Source organism: Actinomadura sp. NTSP31 (assembly GCF_041951385.1).
Taxonomy (GTDB): domain Bacteria; phylum Actinomycetota; class Actinomycetes; order Streptosporangiales; family Streptosporangiaceae; genus Spirillospora; species Spirillospora napierensis.
Genome location: NZ_JBGNUT010000057.1, coordinates 12,729 through 28,513 on the forward strand (window position 1 = coordinate 12,729; position 15,785 = coordinate 28,513).

Below are 15,785 nucleotides of genomic sequence, written 5' to 3' on the forward strand. Positions count from 1 at the left end.
TCGGTCTCCGCCGCCGCGAGTCAGGTCTCTGAGAGGAGACATACGGATGCTCGACTCCAGGTTGAAGTTCCTGCGTTCACGCGCCACCGACAGGGCACGGCTGGCACGGCTGGCGGCCACCGACAAGTTCGGGATCACGGTGGAGGGCGTGGAGCGCCCCCACGTGCACGTCCTGGTCCAAGTGGCCGACTCCGGTGTCGCCGACAAGGTCAGGAAGACGCCGGGGTTCGGCGCGTTCAAGCATTCGGGACGCGTCATGAGCGGCACCGTCGAACTCGACAGCCTCGGCGACCTCGACCGGCTGGAGGGCGTCACCTACGTGCAGGCCGCCCAGCCCATGATGCCCGAACTCAACCAGTCGGTACCCGAAATCAACGCCACCGCCGTGCACACCGGCACGCCGTCCCGGCGCGGGACAGGCGTCGTCGTGGGCATCATCGACACCGGCATCGACTGGCGTCACCGCACCTTCCGCGACGCGAACGGGAATTCCCGCATCCTCAGCATCTGGGACCAGGGCCTCACGCCGGTGAAAGGCGAGTCCGCCCCGGCCGGCTATTCCTACGGAGTCGAATACAAGCAGTCTGCGATAAACGCCGCGCTCAAGGCCGCCGATCCGCTCGCCGCCGTCCGGCACATCGACGGCAACGGCCACGGCACCCATGTCGCCGGAATCGCCGCGGGACGCGGCGTCGCCGCCAACGACCAGGACCCGAAACTCCTCTACCCCGGCGTCGCCCCCGACGCGGACCTCATCATCGTCGGCCCGATCATGGACACCGCGAAGACACTGGACGCCATCCGCTACGTCTTCGATACGGCCACGGCCCTCGGCAAGCCGGCCGTCATCAACCTCAGTATGGGCAGCTCCGCCGGCGCGCACGACGGCACGGACCTCTTCGAGCAGGGCATCGACAACGTGCTCGGCACCGCGGGCCGCGCACTGATCAAGTCCGCGGGCAACTCCGGGGCCAACGCCATCCACGCGAGCGGCACCATGGCGGCGGCCCCCACCATCACCGTGGAGTTCGAGGTGCCGCCCAACGACGCCGCGGCCGACTCGATCGAACTCTGGTACAAGCGCGACGACCGCATCTCCGTCTCGGTCACCCCGCCCGGCGGCACGGCCAGCGACACCGTCGCCCCCGGCGCGGAGGCGCGGTACCTCACCCTGTCGAACGGCAACGGCGTCAACATCGCCTCGGTCCTGCAGCACCCGCTGAACGGCGACAACCAGATCTGTCTCGAACTCTACCCCGGGGACCAGAACGCGATCGCGGCCGGAACCTGGCGCCTGAGGCTGACCGGTAACAGCGCCGCGACCAGTTGGCACGCGTGGGTGACCAGCGGAGGAACGGACAACCTCGGGCCGAAGTTCACCGGCACCTACGCCAACAACGCCTGCACGATCACCATCCCGGGGACGTGCAAGGAGGTCATCTCCATCGCGTCCTACATCACCTACTACGGCGGCACCGTCGGAGACCTGTCCTCCTTCTCCAGCCGCGGCCCCACCCGGGACGACCGCGCCGCGCCGACGCTCGCCGCCCCCGGCCAGTGGATCTGGTCGGCGAAGGTCAACAACGCCGAGGGCAGCGACGGGTTCGTCTACCAGCAGGGCACGAGCATGGCCGCGCCGCACATGGCCGGGGTGTGCGCGCTGATGCTGCAGGCCCGCCCGACCCTGACCCAGGCGCAGATCCTCACCTGCCTGACGGCCTCCGCCCGGAGCGACGGGTTCACCGGCGCCAAGACCAACAGCGACTGGGGAGCGGGCAAGGTCGACGCCCGCGCGGCCGTCGACCAGGCCGCCAAACTCTAGGAGAACGGCACGGTCATGGCGCCAGCGCCCTGGCGGACGCCGTGACCGTGCCCTCGGCCTGTGTCCTGGGCACCGACTCCGTATGTCACGCAACGAGCACGGGCTGCCCGTCGGCGTCACCTACAACCAGGCCCGCGACCGGCGCCACCTGGCGATGTGCGCCTACGGCACCCGCGCCGTGGCGGTGCTGCGCGCCCTGGCCGAGGGCCGGCCCCCCGACGCCGACGGCGCGCTCGACGGCGAGGACGTCGCCCGCGACCCGCTGACCGGCGAGCACCTGCTTCCCGATGAGCACCAGGTCGCCATCCCCGAGGGCCTGCTGACCGCGCGGCCGTGCCGATACTGCGACGGCACCGGGACCACCCGCGAGCGCAGGCGGCCCGACGGCCGGGTGTGGATGCAGTCCGGGCCGTGCCCGTCCTGCGACGCCCGCGGCACCAAGCAGCGCGGCCCCGAGCCGTTGGAGCGCGCCTGGAACGGGTTCTCCCATGTGCTGACCGCGCACCAGGAGTACGACGACGCCTTCGGCCGCGACGACACCTTCGACTGCGGCTGCGCCGAGACCAACCCCGACGGCCGGTGCACCTGCGACCCTGCGCATGCCGAATACCTCATCTGTGCAGGTCAAGCGGCATGTTTGTACTCGTTGAGGATTCCGCCCAGACGCTGGCGTCTTCGCACGTCCAGGCGAGCGATTCGGTCGGGATCCGTGATCGGCGGAGGCAGCGGATGAAGCGGGCGGCCGTTCGCGATGCCCTGATGAGGCCGATGCTCGTTGAAGAAGGCTTCGAACTCGCGCAGCGCGTGGAGCAGGTGGCGCTGGTTCCAGATCAAGGTCCGGTCGAGCAGTTCACGGTGGCAGGTCTGCACCCACCGTTCCATGATCGCGTTCATTCTCGGCATCCGCACACCGGTGAGCACGATCTTGATGCCCGCGTCGGCCAGAACGGTGTCGAACAGACCGGGGAACTTGCCGTCTCGGTCCCGGACCAACCATCGTGCCCGGCACCCGGCATCTTCCAGGTCCATGACCAGGTTCCTGACGGCCTGCGTAACCCATGGGCCGGTCGGGTGCGCAGTCGCGCCCAGGATGCGGATCCGGCGGGCTCGGTGCTCTATCACCGCCAGTATGTACGTGCGCGTTCCGGTCAGTGTGACGGTCTCCAGGAAGTCGCAGGCCAGGAGGGCGTCGGCCTGGGAGCGCAGGAAGCCGGCCCACGTGCTGGCGGCGCGTTCGGGCGCCGGGTCGATCCCGGCATCCTGGAGTATCTCCCACACGGTAGAGGCTGCGACCTTCACGCCCAGCACGAGCAGCTCACCGTGCACGCGCCTATATCCCCAGCTCGGGTTCTCGCGGACCAGGCGCAGCACCAGGAGGCGGATGGAACGCACCGTCGGTGGCCGGCCAGGTCGCTTCGGCCTGGACCGGGCAGCATGTCGGCCAGCGATCAGGTCACGCTGCCAGCGCAAGACCGTGTCCGGACGCACCAGCAGCCGCATCCGGCGCAGCGCCTCAGGCGTCAGACGGTGCAGCAGCGCCGCCAGGAACGCCCGATCGGTCAGAGTGAACCGCACCTTCTGCCCGCCCAGTTGACGTTCCAGCACTGCAAGCTGATGACGCAGCACGAGGATCTCGGTGTCCTTGTCCCGATCGCTCGCGGGAAGAAGGCGCAGGATCGCGAAGGCGTTCGTTACCGCCAGGTAGGCCAATTGCAACAGCACAGCCGACCATCATGCCGCGGCGATCACCTCCAACGCGGCCGTTCGGAGCTGATCAGCCGGTACCACCGCACCTGATGCATGAGCGCCAGCCGCATGGGCTCTCACCTGCGTGGACGATATTTTCGGCACCCCCACCGTCCGCCCTCGGCTCGCACCATCGGCCAGGCATGGCTCCCCGACCAGATCACGGCGATCCACCAGGGACCACGGCAGACCTACGGATCGCCCGCGCCCGCGCTGAACTCGTCCTGGGGCAAGGCGTGGTCATGTCACGCACGACGGTGGCGGTGCTGATGCAGCGAGCCAGCGTGGCAGGACTGCCGTTGCGGCGGCGAGCCAAGCGGGCCCCGCCTCGGTGACGGTCGCCGACCTGGTGAAACGCAACTTCCACCGTGAAGGACCTGCGGGGCCGAGGATGAACGCGGTGATGGAGCGGTGGGTGTAGACCTGCCGTCGTGAGCTCCTCGACCGCACGTTGATCTGGAACCAGCGGCACCTGCTTCACGCTCTCAGCGAGTTCGAGACCTTCTACAACGCGCATCGGCCTCATCAGGGCATCGCCAACGCCCGCCCGTTGAAGCCGCTGCCTCCGCCGATCTCCGGACCTGACCAGATCGCCCACCTGAACATCCGAAGAAGGCAACGCCTGGGCGGAATCTTCAACGAGTACGAACATGCTGCTTGACCTGCGCGGACGTAGTTTTCGGCATGTGCAGGGTTGCCCATCGAGGCGATCGCCGATCTGTGCGGGCACTCCTCTCCGGCGATCACCGGGGAGGTCTACCGGCATCAGCTCCGGCCGGTGATCACCAAGGGTGCCGAGGTCGTCGACGCGGTGTTCGGTCCGAGCAAGTCGGCGTAGATCGGGTGACGGTGGCTCCCCTCTTGGCTCCCCATCGACCTTCGAGATCGAAAAAGGGCTCCGGAGTGATCTCCGAAGCCCCTCTGACCTGGTCTTTCTCTGTCGGGACGGCGGGATTTGAACCCACGACCCCTTGACCCCCAGTGCCCTGAAAGCGTTCATCCTGCCTCCTTTGCGATCAGTCGAATCCATGAGAACATGCAGGTCAGAGGCCTAAAGTGCGTGACGTGCAGTCATCGTGGATGTCGCCCCGTGGGGCAGAGTCCACTAACGAGCCACTAACAAACGATCATTCGGGGGAGTGACGTTGGGGTACGCGTTCAAGCGGATCGACCGGCACGGCCAGGCGCGCTACACCGCCTGCTACGAAGACCTCAAAGGCAAGATCACATCGGCGGGGACCTTCTCGTCCAAGAAGGAGGCCGACCGGGCCTGGCAGCGCGCCGAGGCCGAGGTCGGCAAGGGCCGGGACCTCAACCTCAAGCGAGGCCGGCAGAGCTTCAAGAAGTACGTCGAGGAGACCTGGCTGCCCAACCACGAGGTCGAGCCGAGCACCATGCAGAGCTACCACTACTCGATCTACAAGCACGTGATGCCCGAGTTCGGCGCGATGCGGATGATGGACATCCTCCCCGAGCACGTCCGCGCCTGGATCAGTGGCATGAAGAAGAACGGCGTCTCCGCCGCGACCATCCGCTACAACAAGGTCGTCCTCAGCGCCATCTTCACCACCGCCCTGAACGACCAGGTGACCTACATCCACCCCTGCAAAGGAGTCCGCACCCCCACCGTCCCCGAAAAGCCGCTGGAAATCATCAGCCCGGAGCAGTTCGACGACCTCTACCACGCCCTCCCGGACGCCGACTCCAAACTCCTGGTCGAAACCGCCATCGAGACCGGGCTGCGCTGGGGTGAACTCACCGAACTCCGCGGCCGCGACCTCAGAACTCGCTCTCGCCTCCTGACGGTCAGCCGCGTCGTAGTGGAACTCAACCCGAAGTTCCATCCCGAGGGTAAACGCTTCCTGGTCAAGGACTACCCCAAAGACAAAGAGTGGCGCCGCTTCAAGCTCAGCGACCAGATCGTCGCCAAACTCGAAGACCACATCATCGAAGAGAAACTCGGCACCGACGGGCTCCTGTTCGTCTACCAGCCGGAAGCCGCGACCGAGGAGCCACCCGCCCCGCTCGACCCCGAGGCACTCGGCTGGACCGAAGAGAACGCCAAGGGACGCCGGTACCGCCACGGCACACTGAGCGCCTACAACGCTGCCAAGTGCCGCTGCGACCACTGCAGACGAGCCTTCGCCGAATACCGCGCTCGCCGCCGAGCCGACGGCAAGGACAGCCCCCGCGAACCCCGCCGACGCGAAACCGACGGCCACGTCCCCGCCAACTGGTTCCGCAACCGGATCTGGAAACCCGCCCTCAAGAAGGCCGACCTGGACCCCAAGGTCCGCATCCACGACCTCCGCCACGCCCACGCATCCTGGCTCCTGGCCGGCGGCGCCGACCTCCAGGTCGTCAAAGAACGCCTCGGCCACGGATCCATCTCCACCACCGAGCGCTACCTCCACACCCTCGACGACGCCGACGACACCGCCCTCGCCGCCTTCGACAAGATCCGCAGCCGCCGCCGCACCGACTGACGCCCTAAAATGTCGTAACAGAATCAGCGGACGAGGCGTCGCCAGCAGATGATGGCTGCGGCGAGGGCTATGAAGGCCTCGTGGATGTCGTCGCGGATCTCCCAGCGGATGCGTAAGCGGCGGAACCAGTGCAGCAGGCCGATGGTGCGTTCGACGACGTAGCGGTGGACGCCCAGGCCCGATCCGTGCGGGGCGCCGCGGCGGGCGATGACCGGCCTGATGCCCTTGGCCCACACCAGGCGCCGGTATCTGTCGTGGTCGTAGCCGCGGTCGGCCAGCAGCCGCCCGGGTCTTCGGCGGGGCCGGCCGACCCGGCCCCGGACGGGCGGCACCGCCTCCAGCAGCGGCATCAACTGAGTGACGTCATTACGATTCCCACCGGTCAACGACAAGGCCAGCGGGATACCGTGCCCGTCGCTCAGCACGTGGTGCTTGGAGCCCGCTCGGCCGCGGTCGACCGGGCTCGGCCCGATTTTGGGCCGCCCTTCAGAGCCCGGACGTGGGAGCCGTCGATCACCGCCCTGGACCAGTCCAGCTGCCCAGCGGCGTGCAGTTCCTCCAGTAGCAGCCGGTGCAGCCGCTCCCACACGCCCGCCCGGTGCCATTCGGCCAGCCGCCGCCAGCACGTCATCCCCGACCCGAACCCCAGCTCCTGGGGCAGGAAACTCCCACCGGATCCCGGTGTGCAGGACGGACAAGACCCCGCACAACACTTTGCGGTCGTCCAGCCGCTTGCGCCCGGCGTGGCGCTTACGGCGCTCCACCTTCGGCAGCAGCGGCTCGATCCGCTCCCACAGGCCGGCGGGCACGATCCATGGGGGGTTGCTCGCCCTTACGTGCCCGCCCACACCACACCCGACCATCACTATATGTCGCGCCACATACACATATTGTTATGACCTCTAAGAGCCTCTCACCTAGGGGCAGCGGCAGGTGCAGATCGCATCACGGGGGAGATCCTCACTTGCGGTGGCGGTTGTGCCAGAGTCCGTACAGCGCGACTGCCAGGCCGGTCACCGCGATGCCTGCACCGACCGGTGGCCAAACGGCCGGGACGAGCCATACCAGCAAGCCCGCCACGGTCCCCGCCAAGAGGCAGCACGCCGCAGCGAGCACGTGCTGCGGCACGAAAACCCCGGGTCTGCGTTCGCCAGGCTGGCGCGCCGGCGGAGCAGGGCGCTGGGGGTTGGGGGGCAGCTGGGTCATCGCTGGACTTTCCTTTCTCCGAAGTGCCTCCCGCTTCTTCTGGAACCATGCGGCGCCCAGGTTTCGGGAGGCGTTTTCAGCAAGCCAGCTCCGCGTCGGGTTGCACCAGGCCGCAACCGGTGCCTGAGGGGGTGTTGCGGCAAGCGGCAACGGCCGAAGCTGGCTACCGGGCTGCCTGGGCAGGTGGTCGATGCCGATGATGGGAGGTATGACCGATCTGGCCTCCCATGAGTCGCCCGCGCCGCGCGGTGCGGACCGATTTGCGCCGTTGAGCCCTGGACTCAGCCCAGCGGTGGCGGCTTGGACGCGGGAGTTGCGCACTGTCTGGAGCGCGGCGGATATGTCGATCAACCGCTTTGCCGGCCGGTACCCGGTCGACAAGGGAACCTTGTCGCGGTACCTCAACGGCAAACGGGTCCCCCGAGATCAATGGTTTCTCAACACGTTGCTAGCTGTATTGGCTGAGCAGGGGCGGGCGGTCTCCCAGCCGGTTCGCGATCATTTGATCGGGTTGCAACTAGAAGCGCTGCAGGTTGCGCATCCACACGAATACAAGGTTCGCAGGGTCAGCGATGAGCTCGAACTCGCGCATGTTGGGTGGCAGGAGGCTCAACGTTACGCCCGGTCCCTGGAGGAGCAACTGGCGGACCGTATCCGCCAGATCGAGGAACTCACTGATCAGAACGGTCAGCTACGCGCAGCTTGGGACGCTGACCGCGTGACGGTGGAGGCCGAGAAACATCGACTCGAGCAGGAGATCAGCGACCTCAACCGTCAACTGCAGCAAGCGTGTCAGCGCAGTGCCCAGGCTGAGGAGCGCTGTGAGCAGCTCGAGAAAGCTCTCCACTATCTAGATGCCTCGCGGTACTCAGATTCCGAAACGACTGAATCTCCACGCAGCGACGCAGATCACGGCGACCTGGCCGACTCGCTTCGTGGAATTCCGCTTAACAATGCCGGTGGTGTGGCGGCAATGTTGAACGCCCTGCGGCAAATGGGTGCGCGGCTGCAGGCTTTGGCCTTGGCTGAGCAGGCCGTGACTGTAGTTACGGTTACCAATGCTAATGATGTGATGCGACTGCTGAGCGAACTCAAGGAGCTGGATAGCGACCTCGTCCTGGAATTGGCTGGTCGAGCTGTCTCTGTAGTGGATGTGACAACCGCATACAGCGTCACCCGGATGCTGGGTGAGTTGCGAGAACTAAGCGCTCACGGCCTTGCCAGGAAGCTGGCCGAACGAGCCACGCCCTTGGTCAGTGTGAGTAACGCGTACGACGTGAGGCGGCTATTGGAGGAGCTGCAGAAGCTGGGCACTGAAGGCCTTGTCAGCTGGTTGGCCGAACGTGCTGTTCTCGCCGTCGACGTCACCGACGGACATGCAGGAATGCTTTTAAGTCAGTTGCGAGAGATGGGTGTCGATCACCTTGCTAAGAAGTTGGCTGAGCGGGCCGCGCCTGTGATGGAGATAGCTGGCGCGACGGAGTTGGTGGTCATGCTGAGAGAGCTTCGTATGCTGGGTGTTGAAGGGCTTGCTGTGGGTTTGGCAAAGCGATGTGTACCTGTGGTCGATAATAGCGGTAAGGGTGTGGCTCGGGTAATTAAGGAGTTGCGGGCTCTGAGGCTTAACGAGCTCGCCGTGCGGTTTGCCGCGCAAGCCATCCCCGTAGCTGACATCAGCGACCCGTACGAAGCAGGGCAACTGTTGGACGAGCTGCGGGAACTGGGGGCAGGTGAATTCGTCGACCGGTTGGCAAGGCGAGCCGTCGATGAGGTCAACGTCACCGACTCCGGTGTTGGGATCCTGCTGCGCGCCCTGCGCGAGCTGGACCGCGACCTTGCGCTGAAGCTGGCCGAGAGGGCGGTCTCTTCAGGAAAAGTCACCGAGGCGTTGCCGGTAGTCATCCTGTTGTACGAGTTGCGAGATCTGGGGGCTGATGGTCTTGCCATGAAATTGGCCGAACGAGCCGTACCTGCGATCGAGATTACTGATTCATCGGATGCGGTGCGTATTATGGACCGACTGGGAGCTATGAATCGCAACGATCTTGCGCTGGAATTCGCTACACGGGCTGCCCCTGCGGTCGACATCAGCGACACGGATGGCGTGGAACGGTTGAGGGCACAGTTGCGAGGCCTGGGCGCTGCCGAGCTTGCCCGGAAACTTGCCGACCGGCTACAGGCGGGGGTCGGGAGCACAAATCTCTCTTGAAATTCCCGCCAAGGGCGAGGGGAAGAGGTGGATCGGCAGTGGCTGCACGCGATCCGGATCACCTATGAGCATGCCCGCGATCCGTCTCTTCGTGATGAACTGACCCGGGCACTGGTGGCTAGCAGAAAAGCACGGGCCGCAGCCTAGACTGCTGGCACGGTAATGAGCGTGCTGTGATCATCGACTTGATAAATCGCGTGGATCCGCCAGTCTCCGGGGGAGAGCTTGCGTCTCGTCAATTCGGCGCCGCTGTCCAGCCGAACCATGCTCACAACGCCTTCCTCTGATACGAGCACGAGCGCCGGCGACTGCTCGACAACGGTCAGTGCGAGGTCGGCGAGATAGTCGTACGAGCGCACGGCAGGCCAGGACCATGGGATGGTTTCGCCGCCGTGCAGCGTGGTGATGTGTCCCCCTCGGGTAGCCGCGACGATGTGCGTCCGTGGCTGCGTGTTGATCGCCACAGCGACGATTGAGCGCTCATGAGGCAGAGGAGTGACCTGCCGCAACCAAATAGGAGCGTCGTCGGGGCGCGAGTGCTCATCGGTCAGGAGTTGGAGTTCGATGGGGGCCGGGCAATGCTCCAGGCCCGACCGACCCAGAGATATCGGGATCCGACACTGCAGCAGCGAGCCGCCTGAGCAGCCGCTCACGACCGTCAACTCACTATCGACGTGCGTGTGCGCCAGTGCGGTGATGTCATCGGGGTGTTCGGCGAGCAGGCGTGACGTCACTGCCGCACTCCGCTCGGCCAAGACGCGCTCCAGCGAAGTCCGCAGCGCCCGCGGCCCCTCACCCGTGGGCCCGCCCGGAAACGCCGCGAAGAACTCCCGGCCGATCATCTCCTCACCTGGCCGGCTGGCCAGCCAGCCTCTCGCATGTGGCGGTTTAACGCCACGAACTTCAGATCGGGCGACAGTAACGCACGCGAGGCCGACAACGCCTCGAACACCCGGGAAAAGTCGACCTCGACCACTCCGGAAGTCTTGCAACTTAGCGGCCACCCCTGTCCGCCGCGCGGGATACTGGTCAATCTGCGAGTTCGAGGAACGTCAACGAGAACGGTGACGCAGCGCTTCGAGATCGTGAACGACAAGTCGTCGTCGACCAGTCTCGATCCAGCCATGCTGACGAAGCGTGCGAAGTGCCTTGCTTACTGCCTCGCGGGAGGCGCCGACCCAACCTGCCAGCTCCTCTTGGGAGATGTTGACCGTGATAAGGACGCTCGGGGAGGTGGCTCTTGAGTTGGAGCTTGACCGGTCTTGGTCCCTAAGGGGTGTCCCGAAGCGCTCAGCCATCTCGACCAAGCGGGCCGCTACCCGTCCGGTGGCATCAAAGGTGCCCAGCTCAACTCGTTTGCGGTCAGCGTCGCGCCAGCGCCGGGCGAGCGTCCTCAGCATCACAACGGAGACTCGGCCGTGTTCCTGCAAGAAGGCCATGAAACTATCATTGGGAATGACGAGTGCTTGCACCGGATCCATTGCTGCGACGTTGGCGGAGTGGGGCAACTGATCGATCGCGGCGACCTCGCCGATGAGCGCACCCGGACCACGTATCGCCAGTAGCGTCTCGCCGCCGTACTCGTGGTAGGAAAATGCCTTCACCCGACCTTGGAGAAGTACGGCAACCCAAGGATCTTTCTCGCCTTCCCTCTGGAGGATCTCACCTTGAGCGAAGCTACGATTCTGTCCGCGAGACTCCAGATCAGCCCTTTCCGCCGGTAGGAGTTCGGAAAAGAACGAGTCTGGCTCGAAGGCGGTCACGGTTCTTGGCCCGGGGGGGACCCCGCAGGGTCCTCATACCCGGTGGACGATGTGTACCCGTACATGGGCCGGCAACCTGAACAGCCTGACGGGGGGCAGTGTCGTCGGTGATCACGACGGTTGCGACGATCCATCCGGTCCGTCAATCGCTTGGCTCGAAGGTCCGTCCAGAAGCTCAACCGGTCCTTGGAGTTCTGGGGCATGATCGCCTTAGCCAGCCGACTACAGGCGGTGATGAGCATCGCAAGTCCAGCGATGATCGCGCTCGTTGCCATGAGCCAATCGGGAACGCCCTCGGGCAACATCGCCCTGGCCACCGGTGGGCTAAGAGGTAAGGGCTGGCCGGGCTGCCGACCTCGCCCATTCGGGTACGCGTAACAGAACAAGCGACGACAACGGCAGCCTCCCTGCGGTTCACCCAGCCTGTTTTCACCTGCGGTAGCGGTGCGACCCAAGATGCGAACAGTGGAAGCGGGCCGCATGACGCTACGGACGATGCGAGTGCTCTTGAATGTAAGCCACCTCGGCATCGAGGGGAAGGCCCTATCGACAGCACGGAAAGGTAGGGTCTCCTCAGGCTTCCACCTCTGAAGAGCCCTACCTCGTGCGGCAGTGTCCAGGCTGGGTACCGCGAACAAGCTGCTGACCTGCAGCATCCCTCACAGGTGCGCTCCTGTCTGTGAAAAAGTACGCAGAAGCCGCCGGAGTCTGGGGGAGGGGCCGCACCGCGAAGCGGTCATCATCAACCTTACGTCACGGCCGCTGACATCGTTGTGCCTCTCATGTTCTGGTTGTCGGCGGGCGGCACGAGCCCGGCTCGCGCAGGAGCGGCGGTGGCTCGCTTACCCGCTGCTCCCGGACGTCCTGCACGAGGGCCCGCCAGCGCGAACAGCCTTCCTGGATGTGGACGCCACTGACGAAATGTGGCCCCATGTGGGTCAGTGAATGCGAGCCGGATCAGCGTGCCGCCCTCAGGGGCGGCTTCTGCCCCAGAAGCAGGCGCAGGACCGCGAGGGTGTTGATCGTGAACAAGGGAGGCCAGTCGCAACAGTACAGCCGCCCATCATCCTGCGGCCGTCGCGTCGGCGTGGTCCCTGCGACGGGCGGAGGCTTCGTGCCGGTGCTCGCCAACCCTGGGCCTCTCGCCTGCGGAGGTGGTTTTCGGCAGGTGCCCAGTCCTCACTGCCGCCTGGGCGCCCGGGGATTGGGCCACGGTGTGCCCGATCTCGATGCGTCGAGGATTTCGCCAAGCCTCAGCCAGGCATATGGGCCTGCATGAGATGACGGGTTCGCGGCGAACCGCGCCCAGGCCGCTTCGTCCTCACCGAGTGTGGTCATGACGACCGAGGTGACAGCCTCGTGAGGAGGCGAGTAGCCGCTGCCTCCTCCGATAGAGAGGACGGTCCAAGCGGGCAGGGCACGAACCAGTTCGTCGGAGCAGTTGGGGAGGGCCAAGATCGTACGGGTCCATGCCTCGCGAAGGTTGGGGCCTCCGCCGAGCCGGCTCCGCAGATCCATGGTGATCTTCAAGATCGCGGTCTGTGGCGCTGAGTGCCGGGTGAGCACGTCGACGAAGACGGCCTGGGAGCGTGGGCGGTGAGCGAAGGAGAGAAGCGCCTCTTCTATGAGCTCGTCGTCGGCGTGCCGGTTGAGATAGTCCTGCAGGACGTCGTCGGTTGCCGCCGCGAGGTCCCGGGCGCTCACCTGGCGAGGATTGCCGAGTGCTTTTCGTCGGGTGGAGGCCGCCGGGTCCGCGATGATCCGCTCGATCGCCGCGTGTAGTTCGGACAGACGTCGCTCGTTGTTCCATCCGAGGATGCGTCCCGTCCGCCACCGGTCTTCGGGGATCCGCCGATCAGCCTGGAGCACGAGCCGCACCTTGGCCCTCACCTCGTCGGTGAGGTGAGGGAGGTGAAGCAGCATGCCGTGTATCCAAAGAATGTCCTCGTGCTCTCGGAACTTCGTTGGGGCCGGCGCTTCCCAGAGTTCCAGCGCCCGGACCGCTGCTGCGGCGAAGCGGCGACCGAGTTGGGCAAGTGAATCTTCCGATGCGCGCCAGGTTTTCGGATCGCCGTAGTGGTTCGTCGCTTCTGCGGGATTGAGCAGGTAACGCCAAGTATCGTTCGCTGCGCGCCGCATCCACGAAACTGCGGACCGGGATCCGAAGTCCAGCAGAAACTCGGAGTCGGTGAGGTACCCCTCCACATGACGCCTGTCATCTGCGGTCAGAGCACCGAGCTCGTCGGTGAACAGGGCACGGGTCTCTTCGGCGGACGCTCCGTCCCGTACGGCCCGACACAGCCGGGTCACCAGCACACTGCGCTCGAAACGCGCCAGATCCTCCGCCGCGAGCTCCTCGAGAAGAGCTTGGTCCACGTCCCAGGGGATGGTCCCCAGGAGATGGTCGCGAATGATGGGCTCGGCCGCTGTGTCTCGTGCTCGGTCAACGAGCTCGCGGTGTCGATGGGCATGGACGGTGACCAACCATCCCCACATCTCCTTCCATGCCTTCATCCCCTGATCGAACGCCTGCCACTCGGCGTCGCCCCCAGCGTCCTCAACGGCTTCGGGAGGCTGGGGCAAGAGCGCGAACGCCGCGGCAAAGACGTCATCGTGCAGTCCCGGCTCACGCAGTATGAGTTGAGCCGTGCCCGGATTCTCCGCCAGGTCCCGCGTCATCGGTTGCCCGTGCGGCCCGCGCCTCTGGATTTCCGTAACGACGGCTCGCACTACCGCGTCGGTACTGTCCGCTCGTCCGAGAGTCGCGAGCTGAGGGGTGGTGCAGCGGGCCAGGAACTCCTCGCGCAGTACGTCGCTGCAGGACGGATGGGAGAGCGCAGCCGCAGCCAACTTCATCGAATCTGAGCGGTAAGTCCCGGCCTCTCGCCCTAGGTCGGTTTCTGCCGCTGTCCTCAGCATCCACTCGGGTGCAGCTTCGGTGAGCGTCTCGCGTAGCAGGACCAGCAGCAGGTTGTCGCGTTGCGAGCCTGCGTCCATGACGCGAACCCGCTCGACCACCATGCGGACCGCCGGAGAATCGGGACTCCCGCCCTTGGCCATCGCATACAGAAATTCATTCGGAAGCCCGGATTTCGAATCCGCTTGGGCCATGCACGGTCTCCTAAGCTCGACGAACCAGGTCAGGGCTCATTGTGCCTTGGGCTGCCAGAAGGACGCATCAGAATCGCTACCTTTGGCGCTCATCTCGACCGGTGCCTGCCCTTCAGGCGCCCGATCACGGGTCCGTCGCCCCTCGCCTTCTGCGAGCGGCACCCGGGCTGCCGCTCGCAACCACAGGCTGGTAGGGCCGCGTAGCTGCCCAGCCAACGACAGAAAGGGCCGAGGTTGAGTGACGCAGTGTGACCGACTCCCACCACGTGGATCACAACCATTGTTCGTCCCCGCTGACGGCCGGCTAGTTGGAACGCTGCTTACGCGCACACTGCTCTCAATGTCGCGGCGAGGTCGTTCACCCTGTTTTGAAGATCGGTGAGGCTGTCGACCAGCGCTTCATCGGCGACTGCCATCAGGTCGTCGGGGTCGATGGACTGGATGTTCCTGGAGGTGGCCGAAAAGGCGCGCGTGAACCGGGCCCGCTGTTCGCGTACGTAAAGGTCGGGGTCGGCGCGAACGGCTCGCTCGACCAGCTCCTGGACGTAGTCGTAGGCCTGCTCGACGGCCTCGGCGTCGGGGCAGGCGTCGCGGATCGCGTTGAGCCGCTCGTCGGCGAGTTCGTCGGCTGACAGACCGAGCTCGACGACCTGGCCAGCGGGGCTCTTGGCGGTCTTCTCCTCCAGGGCCCGGCGCACGTACTCCAGATGGTCGACTCGTTTCTGTTCGACCTTGGCCGCCTTTCTGGTGTCAGGGTCGGCGAGCGCGCGCGCGAGTGTGGCGGTGCGCTCCTGCGGACGCGAGAACAGTGCCTCCCTGGCCGCCTCTGCGGTCTGGTGATCACCCCAGATCGCCGCCTTCATGGCCGGACGGTGCCCGGTGATCTCCAAAGCCTTCTTGTAGCTGGCTCCGAGGGCCTCGGCTTCGGCTCTCACGCGCTGCCCTCTGTCGCTGGAGGCGCCGGGCGCGGCATAGTACTTCGGCCACAGATCGCCTTCGGGGAGTTCTGTATCAGCGCCCGGAACCAGCGTCCCTGCGTCCGGGACCAGCTCGTCACTAGCCGCTTCCTGCCACGCGTTCCAATGCCGAAGCACCCGGTCGACCGCACAGCCGGCCTCCTCGGCAAAAGCCCTCACCGAGATCCTTCCCGCGACCTGTTCGTCCCGGTAAACGCTTCTTGCGACCATAAGGCCGAACATCCACCCGCCCGCGGACGCAAAGCTCCCGAAGCGGCGCGCATCACAAAACACCGGATCGATCGGTGAATCACCATCAGCGTCACTCACGAGCAAACACTCTAGTCGATATGCCGGTCCAGTGAGGAAATTCCAACCTGAGTCCGCAGGTCACGGGCCGGTTGCGTCCCGCGCGGCGTGAGCGACAACGAGAGAGCTCCTGGTAGATCGAGATTTGCGACGATCTTGACCACCAGGAGCTCCGAT

General features: G+C 65.6%; 11 protein-coding genes and 1 pseudogene. 6 read left to right on the plus strand and 6 right to left on the minus strand.

Going from position 1 to position 15,785, the window contains the following annotated elements:
* The first annotated feature begins 46 nt into the window (after positions 1 to 46).
* Together ACA514_RS47325 and ACA514_RS47330 are read left to right on the plus strand one after the other, a co-directional pair.
* Positions 47 to 1,822 carry a S8 family peptidase gene (locus ACA514_RS47325; protein WP_375048102.1) on the plus strand — a complete coding sequence of 592 codons (1,776 nt, stop codon included), beginning with the start codon at positions 47 to 49 and terminating at the stop codon, positions 1,820 to 1,822.
* An 82-nt stretch (positions 1,823 to 1,904) separates the two neighbouring features.
* Positions 1,905 to 2,555, plus strand: coding sequence for a hypothetical protein (locus ACA514_RS47330; protein WP_375048104.1), 651 nt, complete (start codon positions 1,905 to 1,907; stop codon positions 2,553 to 2,555).
* Here ACA514_RS47330 and ACA514_RS47335 read toward each other — a convergent pair.
* On the minus strand, positions 2,447 to 3,544 hold the full coding sequence (locus ACA514_RS47335; RefSeq protein ID WP_375048105.1) for an integrase core domain-containing protein: 1,098 nt from the start codon (positions 3,542 to 3,544) through the stop codon (positions 2,447 to 2,449). The two genes, ACA514_RS47330 and ACA514_RS47335, sit on opposite strands and share 109 nt — an antisense overlap.
* A gap of 475 nt (positions 3,545 to 4,019) precedes the next feature.
* Here ACA514_RS47335 and ACA514_RS47340 point away from each other — a divergent pair, with 475 nt between their 5' ends.
* From ACA514_RS47340 to ACA514_RS47350, 3 genes are all read left to right on the plus strand, one after another.
* On the plus strand, positions 4,020 to 4,229 hold the full coding sequence (locus ACA514_RS47340; RefSeq protein ID WP_375048106.1) for a hypothetical protein: 210 nt from the start codon (positions 4,020 to 4,022) through the stop codon (positions 4,227 to 4,229).
* 33 nt (positions 4,230 to 4,262) lie between these two features.
* Positions 4,263 to 4,406, plus strand: a complete 144-nt coding sequence (locus tag ACA514_RS47345) for a hypothetical protein (protein ID WP_375048107.1) — start codon at positions 4,263 to 4,265, stop codon at positions 4,404 to 4,406.
* Positions 4,407 to 4,707: 301 nt separating this feature from the next.
* On the plus strand, positions 4,708 to 6,054 hold the full coding sequence (locus tag ACA514_RS47350) for a tyrosine-type recombinase/integrase (RefSeq protein ID WP_375048109.1): 1,347 nt from the start codon (positions 4,708 to 4,710) through the stop codon (positions 6,052 to 6,054).
* A 23-nt stretch (positions 6,055 to 6,077) separates the two neighbouring features.
* On the opposite strand, the pseudogene ACA514_RS47355 reads toward ACA514_RS47350, so the two are convergent.
* Positions 6,078 to 6,917: pseudogene (locus tag ACA514_RS47355) on the minus strand (IS5 family transposase).
* Between the two features lie 551 nt (positions 6,918 to 7,468).
* On the opposite strand from ACA514_RS47355, the gene ACA514_RS47360 reads away from it, so the two are divergent.
* A complete protein-coding gene (locus ACA514_RS47360; RefSeq protein ID WP_375048110.1) occupies positions 7,469 to 9,469 on the plus strand; it encodes a hypothetical protein in 2,001 nt (666 codons plus the stop codon).
* 143 nt (positions 9,470 to 9,612) lie between these two features.
* Here the strand turns inward: ACA514_RS47360 and ACA514_RS47365 are convergent, their stop codons facing one another.
* From ACA514_RS47365 to ACA514_RS47380, 4 genes are all read right to left on the minus strand, one after another.
* On the minus strand, positions 9,613 to 10,311 hold the full coding sequence (locus ACA514_RS47365) for a hypothetical protein (RefSeq protein ID WP_375048111.1): 699 nt from the start codon (positions 10,309 to 10,311) through the stop codon (positions 9,613 to 9,615).
* A 210-nt stretch (positions 10,312 to 10,521) separates the two neighbouring features.
* Complete coding sequence (locus tag ACA514_RS47370; RefSeq protein ID WP_375048112.1) at positions 10,522 to 11,232, minus strand: Crp/Fnr family transcriptional regulator; 711 nt, start codon at positions 11,230 to 11,232, stop codon at positions 10,522 to 10,524.
* Between the two features lie 1,179 nt (positions 11,233 to 12,411).
* Positions 12,412 to 14,343: a hypothetical protein gene (locus tag ACA514_RS47375; protein ID WP_375048113.1), complete on the minus strand. Its 1,932-nt coding sequence runs from the start codon at positions 14,341 to 14,343 to the stop codon at positions 12,412 to 12,414.
* A 320-nt stretch (positions 14,344 to 14,663) separates the two neighbouring features.
* Positions 14,664 to 15,629 (minus strand): hypothetical protein, encoded by a 966-nt coding sequence (locus tag ACA514_RS47380; protein WP_375048114.1) that lies wholly within the window; start codon positions 15,627 to 15,629, stop codon positions 14,664 to 14,666.
* Positions 15,630 to 15,785 lie beyond the last annotated feature (156 nt).

Coding starts and splice junctions, on each gene's coding strand:
- ACA514_RS47330 (WP_375048104.1), top strand. CDS start 1,905: ATGTCACGCAACGAGCACGGGCTGCCCGTCGGCGTCACCTACAACCAG.
- ACA514_RS47325 (WP_375048102.1), top strand. CDS start 47: ATGCTCGACTCCAGGTTGAAGTTCCTGCGTTCACGCGCCACCGACAGG.
- ACA514_RS47360 (WP_375048110.1), top strand. CDS start 7,469: ATGACCGATCTGGCCTCCCATGAGTCGCCCGCGCCGCGCGGTGCGGAC.
- ACA514_RS47365 (WP_375048111.1), bottom strand. CDS start 10,311: ATGATCGGCCGGGAGTTCTTCGCGGCGTTTCCGGGCGGGCCCACGGGT.
- ACA514_RS47375 (WP_375048113.1), bottom strand. CDS start 14,343: ATGGCCCAAGCGGATTCGAAATCCGGGCTTCCGAATGAATTTCTGTAT.